Below are 6282 nucleotides of genomic sequence, written 5' to 3'. Positions count from 1 at the left end.
ATAGCCGACCTAGCTTGCTGGTGACGAACCAGGAAGAAGATCATTAAGAGATTATGAAGAACAACTTGTGTGGATTTTTACTGATTGATTGATCGAAATATTATCATTGATTGATTGGTTTAAATTACTCGAAGTTTATTTGAGCGAAATTTAAGTCAGAAAATTGATGAGCCAGAATTGGCACCTTGTCTTTAATAAGGTGCAAAATGATTTTTAACTGAAGAGTTTGATCATGGCTCAGATTGAACGCTGGCGGCAGGCTTAACACATGCAAGTCGAGCGGAGTGATGGTGCTTGCACTATCACTTAGCGGCGGACGGGTGAGTAATGCTTAGGAATCTGCCTATTAGTGGGGGACAACATTTCGAAAGGAATGCTAATACCGCATACGTCCTACGGGAGAAAGCAGGGGATCTTCGGACCTTGCGCTAATAGATGAGCCTAAGTCGGATTAGCTAGTTGGTGGGGTAAAGGCCTACCAAGGCGACGATCTGTAGCGGGTCTGAGAGGATGATCCGCCACACTGGGACTGAGACACGGCCCAGACTCCTACGGGAGGCAGCAGTGGGGAATATTGGACAATGGGGGGAACCCTGATCCAGCCATGCCGCGTGTGTGAAGAAGGCCTTATGGTTGTAAAGCACTTTAAGCGAGGAGGAGGCTACTGAAGTTAATACCTTCAGATAGTGGACGTTACTCGCAGAATAAGCACCGGCTAACTCTGTGCCAGCAGCCGCGGTAATACAGAGGGTGCAAGCGTTAATCGGATTTACTGGGCGTAAAGCGCGCGTAGGCGGCTAATTAAGTCAAATGTGAAATCCCCGAGCTTAACTTGGGAATTGCATTCGATACTGGTTAGCTAGAGTGTGGGAGAGGATGGTAGAATTCCAGGTGTAGCGGTGAAATGCGTAGAGATCTGGAGGAATACCGATGGCGAAGGCAGCCATCTGGCCTAACACTGACGCTGAGGTGCGAAAGCATGGGGAGCAAACAGGATTAGATACCCTGGTAGTCCATGCCGTAAACGATGTCTACTAGCCGTTGGGGCCTTTGAGGCTTTAGTGGCGCAGCTAACGCGATAAGTAGACCGCCTGGGGAGTACGGTCGCAAGACTAAAACTCAAATGAATTGACGGGGGCCCGCACAAGCGGTGGAGCATGTGGTTTAATTCGATGCAACGCGAAGAACCTTACCTGGCCTTGACATAGTAAGAACTTTCCAGAGATGGATTGGTGCCTTCGGGAACTTACATACAGGTGCTGCATGGCTGTCGTCAGATCGTGTCGTGAGATGTTGGGTTAAGTCCCGCAACGAGCGCAACCCTTTTCCTTATTTGCCAGCGAGTAATGTCGGGAACTTTAAGGATACTGCCAGTGACAAACTGGAGGAAGGCGGGGACGACGTCAAGTCATCATGGCCCTTACGGCCAGGGCTACACACGTGCTACAATGGTCGGTACAAAGGGTTGCTACCTAGCGATAGGATGCTAATCTCAAAAAGCCGATCGTAGTCCGGATTGGAGTCTGCAACTCGACTCCATGAAGTCGGAATCGCTAGTAATCGCGGATCAGAATGCCGCGGTGAATACGTTCCCGGGCCTTGTACACACCGCCCGTCACACCATGGGAGTTTGTTGCACCAGAAGTAGGTAGTCTAACCGCAAGGAGGACGCTTACCACGGTGTGGCCGATGACTGGGGTGAAGTCGTAACAAGGTAGCCGTAGGGGAACCTGCGGCTGGATCACCTCCTTAACGAAAGATTGACGATTAGTAAGAATCCACAACAAGTTGTTCTTCATAGATGTATCTGAGGGTCTGTAGCTCAGTTGGTTAGAGCACACGCTTGATAAGCGTGGGGTCACAAGTTCAAGTCTTGTCAGACCCACCATGACTTTGACTGGTTGAAGTTATAGAAAAGAAGATACAGAACTGATGATGTAAGCTGGGGACTTAGCTTAGTTGGTAGAGCGCCTGCTTTGCACGCAGGAGGTCAGGAGTTCGACTCTCCTAGTCTCCACCAGAACTTAAGAGAAGTTCAGATTACAGAAATTAGTAAATAGGGATTAGATCTTAGTTTATTAACTTCTGTGATTTAAGTATCACGGTATTAAGCATGACCTGACGAAGGCATGTTTATTCATTAACAGATTGGCAAAATTGAGTCTGAAATAAATTGTTCACTCAAGAGTTTAGATTAAGCAATTGATCTAAATGAATTGAGAACTAGCAAATTAACTGAATCAAGCGTTTTGGTATATGAATTAGATTGAAGCTGTACAGTGTTTAAATACACAGTACTTCAAACTGTAAGAGATTGATGAGAAATCATTGATCATGTCTTATTACTCCTTGTAGGTAATAACGACTGTTTGGGGTTGTATAGTCAAGTAATTAAGTGCATGTGGTGGATGCCTTGGCAGTCAGAGGCGATGAAAGACGTAATAGCCTGCGATAAGCTCCGGGGAGGCGGCAAATATCCTGTGATCCGGAGATTTCTGAATGGGGGAACCCACCTACTTTAAGGTAGGTATTGCAACATGAATACATAGTGTTGCAAGGCGAACGAGGGGAAGTGAAACATCTCAGTACCCTTAGGAAAAGAAATCAATTGAGATTCCCTTAGTAGCGGCGAGCGAACGGGGATCAGCCCATTAAGTTATGTGTGTTTTAGTGGAACGCTCTGGGAAGTGCGAACGTAGAGGGTGATATTCCCGTACACGAAAGGGCACACATAATGATGACGAGTAGGGCGAGGCACGTGAAACCTTGTCTGAATATGGGGGGACCATCCTCCAAGGCTAAATACTCCTGACTGACCGATAGTGAACCAGTACCGTGAGGGAAAGGCGAAAAGAACCCCTGTGAGGGGAGTGAAATAGATCCTGAAACCGCATGCATACAAGCAGTGGGAGCCGACTTGTTCGGTGACTGCGTACCTTTTGTATAATGGGTCAGCGACTTATATTCAGTAGCGAGGTTAACCGTATAGGGGAGCCGTAGAGAAATCGAGTCTTAATAGGGCGTTTAGTTGCTGGGTATAGACCCGAAACCAGGCGATCTATCCATGAGCAGGTTGAAGGTTGGGTAACACTAACTGGAGGACCGAACCCACTGTCGTTGAAAAGCCAGGGGATGACTTGTGGATAGGGGTGAAAGGCTAATCAAGCCTGGTGATAGCTGGTTCTCCCCGAAAGCTATTTAGGTAGCGCCTCGGACGAATACCATAGGGGGTAGAGCACTGTTTCGGCTAGGGGGTCATCCCGACTTACCAAACCGATGCAAACTCCGAATACCTATGAGTACTATCCGGGAGACAGACTGCGGGTGCTAACGTCCGTAGTCAAGAGGAAAACAATCCAGACCGCCAGCTAAGGCCCCAAAATCATAGTTAAGTGGGAAACGATGTGGGAAGGCATAGACAGCTAGGAGGTTGGCTTAGAAGCAGCCACCCTTTAAAGAAAGCGTAATAGCTCACTAGTCGAGTCGGCCTGCGCGGAAGATGTAACGGGGCTAAAACTATGTGCCGAAGCTGCGGATTTGACTTTTAAGTCAAGTGGTAGGGGAGCGTTCTGTAAGCCGATGAAGGTGTATTGAGAAGTATGCTGGAGGTATCAGAAGTGCGAATGCTGACGTGAGTAACGACAAAACGGGTGAAAAACCCGTTCGCCGAAAGACCAAGGGTTCCAGTCCAACGTTAATCGGGGCTGGGTGAGTCGACCCCTAAGGCGAGGCCGAAAGGCGTAGTCGATGGGAAATTGGTTAATATTCCAATACTTCTGTGTAATGCGATGAGAGGACGGAGAAGGTTAAGTCAGCCTGGCGTTGGTTGTCCAGGTGAAAGGAAGTAGGCATGCATCTTAGGCAAATCCGGGGTGCTCTATGCTGAGATCTGATAGCAAGCTGTACTTGTACAGCGAAGTGGCTGATACCATGCTTCCAGGAAAAGTCTCTAAGCTTCAGTTACACAGGAATCGTACCCTAAACCGACACAGGTGGTCAGGTCGAGTAGACCAAGGCGCTTGAGAGAACTCTGCTGAAGGAACTAGGCAAAATGGTACCGTAACTTCGGGAGAAGGTACGCTGTTGTTGGTGATGGAACTTGCTTCCTGAGCTGATGACAGCCACAGAAACCAGGCCGCTGCAACTGTTTATTAAAAACATAGCACTCTGCAAACACGAAAGTGGACGTATAGGGTGTGATGCCTGCCCGGTGCTGGAAGGTTAATTGATGGGGTTAGCGTAAGCGAAGCTCTTGATCGAAGCCCCAGTAAACGGCGGCCGTAACTATAACGGTCCTAAGGTAGCGAAATTCCTTGTCGGGTAAGTTCCGACCTGCACGAATGGCATAATGATGGCGGCGCTGTCTCCAGCAGAGGCTCAGTGAAATCGAAATCGCTGTGAAGATGCAGTGTACCCGCGGCTAGACGGAAAGACCCCGTGAACCTTTACTGCAGCTTGACATTGAACTTTGACCTTACTTGTGTAGGATAGGTGGGAGGCTTTGAAGTTGGAACGCTAGTTCCAATGGAGCCGTCCTTGAAATACCACCCTGGTAATGTTGAGGTTCTAACTCTGCCCCGTAATCCGGGGCGAGGACCATGTCTGGTGGGTAGTTTGACTGGGGCGGTCTCCTCCTAAAGAGTAACGGAGGAGTACGAAGGTGCGCTCAGCGTGGTCGGAAATCACGCGTAGAGTATAAAGGCAAAAGCGCGCTTAACTGCGAGACCCACAAGTCGAGCAGGTACGAAAGTAGGTCTTAGTGATCCGGTGGTTCTGTATGGAAGGGCCATCGCTCAACGGATAAAAGGTACTCTGGGGATAACAGGCTGATACCGCCCAAGAGTTCATATCGACGGCGGTGTTTGGCACCTCGATGTCGGCTCATCTCATCCTGGGGCTGAAGCAGGTCCCAAGGGTATGGCTGTTCGCCATTTAAAGAGGTACGCGAGCTGGGTTTAGAACGTCGTGAGACAGTTCGGTCCCTATCTACCGTGGGCGCTGGAAATTTGAGAGGATCTGCTCCTAGTACGAGAGGACCAGAGTGGACGAACCTCTGGTGTACCGGTTGTGACGCCAGTCGCATCGCCGGGTAGCTATGTTCGGAAGGGATAACCGCTGAAAGCATCTAAGCGGGAAGCCTACCTCAAGATAAGATTTCCCTAGGACTTTATGTCCTCTAAAGAGCCGTTCGAGACTAGGACGTTGATAGGTTGGATGTGGAAGCATAGTGATATGTGAAGCTGACCAATACTAATTGCTCGTGAGGCTTGACTATACAACACCCAAGCAGTTGTATATATAGCATCAATCGATTCATTAATGTACAAATCAACTTGATTTAGTTATACGCTTAGCTAAAATGAACAAAATATCAAGACTCAATCAGCCCATCTGTAAAGATTTGGAAAACGCATCGGCATATTAAGACCAATGCTAGTATCCATACCAGTTGTGCTGGCGACCATAGCAAGAGTGAACCACCTGATCCCTTCCCGAACTCAGAAGTGAAACCTCTTAGCGCTGATGGTAGTGTGGGGTTTCCCATGTGAGAGTAAGTCATCGCCAGCTCATTATTCTAAACACCCCCAACCTAAGTTGGGGGTGTTTTTTTATGCCAGAAATAAAATGAGAAAAATAAAACTGAAAATATTATGAAAGATTCATGCTATAAATCAAATATCTTAAAATGATAACAAGAGTGTTAATAATGAAATTTGTAGGATTAAAAATATTTATCTTTATGATAGTTATAATACTTGGTAGTAAATCTATCCATGCTAATGAAGCTGTAGAAAGTCTATTTAGCACAAAAGCCTTTTTAAATATTTGTGTTAGTTCGAGAGGAAATCTAGAAATAATAAGTAAACAAGCGAAAAATATGGGGTTTATTCAAATGCCTAATGAGTATGCTGTACATTTTTTAAAAGATTATAAGGGGAGTGCTTGGATGATAAACTCTTCAGAAGGAAAGTTTGTTATTACTCAACTCGATAATGGCGTATGTTCATTATTTATAAATAAAGGAAACTCAACTGAAATTCAGAAGAATTTAGAAAGTTGGTTACCTCCTAAATCTACTGGTTTAACTTATAAAAAAGAAATATCTAAAGATAAAAATTTGATTACAACAAATTATATTATTTCTAAAGATGGAAAAACTTTAGAGACATGGATATATACTAGTTCATCTGAAAAAAATGCTTCACTAGTTGCAGTTATTTCTCATCAAATGAATTAATTAGAACAATTCAATGTATAGAAGAGCCAAATTTTATTAAAAGA

At 46.0% G+C, this 6282-nt stretch carries 1 protein-coding gene, 2 tRNA genes and 3 rRNA genes; all 6 read left to right on the top strand.

Annotated elements, in window-relative coordinates; genetic code table 11:
- Positions 1-214 precede the first annotated feature (214 nt).
- The 6 genes from F935_RS01300 (at position 215) to F935_RS19180 (ending at position 6238) form a co-directional block, all read left to right on the top strand.
- A 16S ribosomal RNA gene (locus tag F935_RS01300) occupies positions 215-1752 on the top strand.
- Positions 1753-1811: 59 nt separating this feature from the next.
- Positions 1812-1888 (top strand) — tRNA-Ile (locus F935_RS01295).
- Positions 1889-1944: 56 nt separating this feature from the next.
- Positions 1945-2020, top strand: a tRNA-Ala gene (locus tag F935_RS01290).
- A 361-nt stretch (positions 2021-2381) separates the two neighbouring features.
- Positions 2382-5275, top strand: a 23S ribosomal RNA gene (locus F935_RS01285).
- A 178-nt stretch (positions 5276-5453) separates the two neighbouring features.
- Positions 5454-5568: ribosomal RNA gene (gene rrf / locus F935_RS01280) — 5S ribosomal RNA — on the top strand.
- The 16S, 23S and 5S rRNA genes sit together here with 2 tRNA genes alongside, the layout of an rRNA operon.
- Before the next feature lie 139 nt (positions 5569-5707).
- Positions 5708-6238 (top strand): NMCC_0638 family (lipo)protein, encoded by a 531-nt coding sequence (locus F935_RS19180; RefSeq protein WP_016137248.1) that lies wholly within the window; start codon positions 5708-5710, stop codon positions 6236-6238.
- The last annotated feature ends 44 nt before the right edge of the window (positions 6239-6282 follow it).

It is taken from the genome of Acinetobacter calcoaceticus ANC 3811, assembly GCF_000399665.1.
Taxonomy (GTDB): Bacteria; Pseudomonadota; Gammaproteobacteria; order Pseudomonadales; family Moraxellaceae; genus Acinetobacter; species Acinetobacter calcoaceticus_B.
Note: the sequence above shows the minus strand (reverse complement) of the source record. Positions and strands in the feature narration are given on the sequence as shown.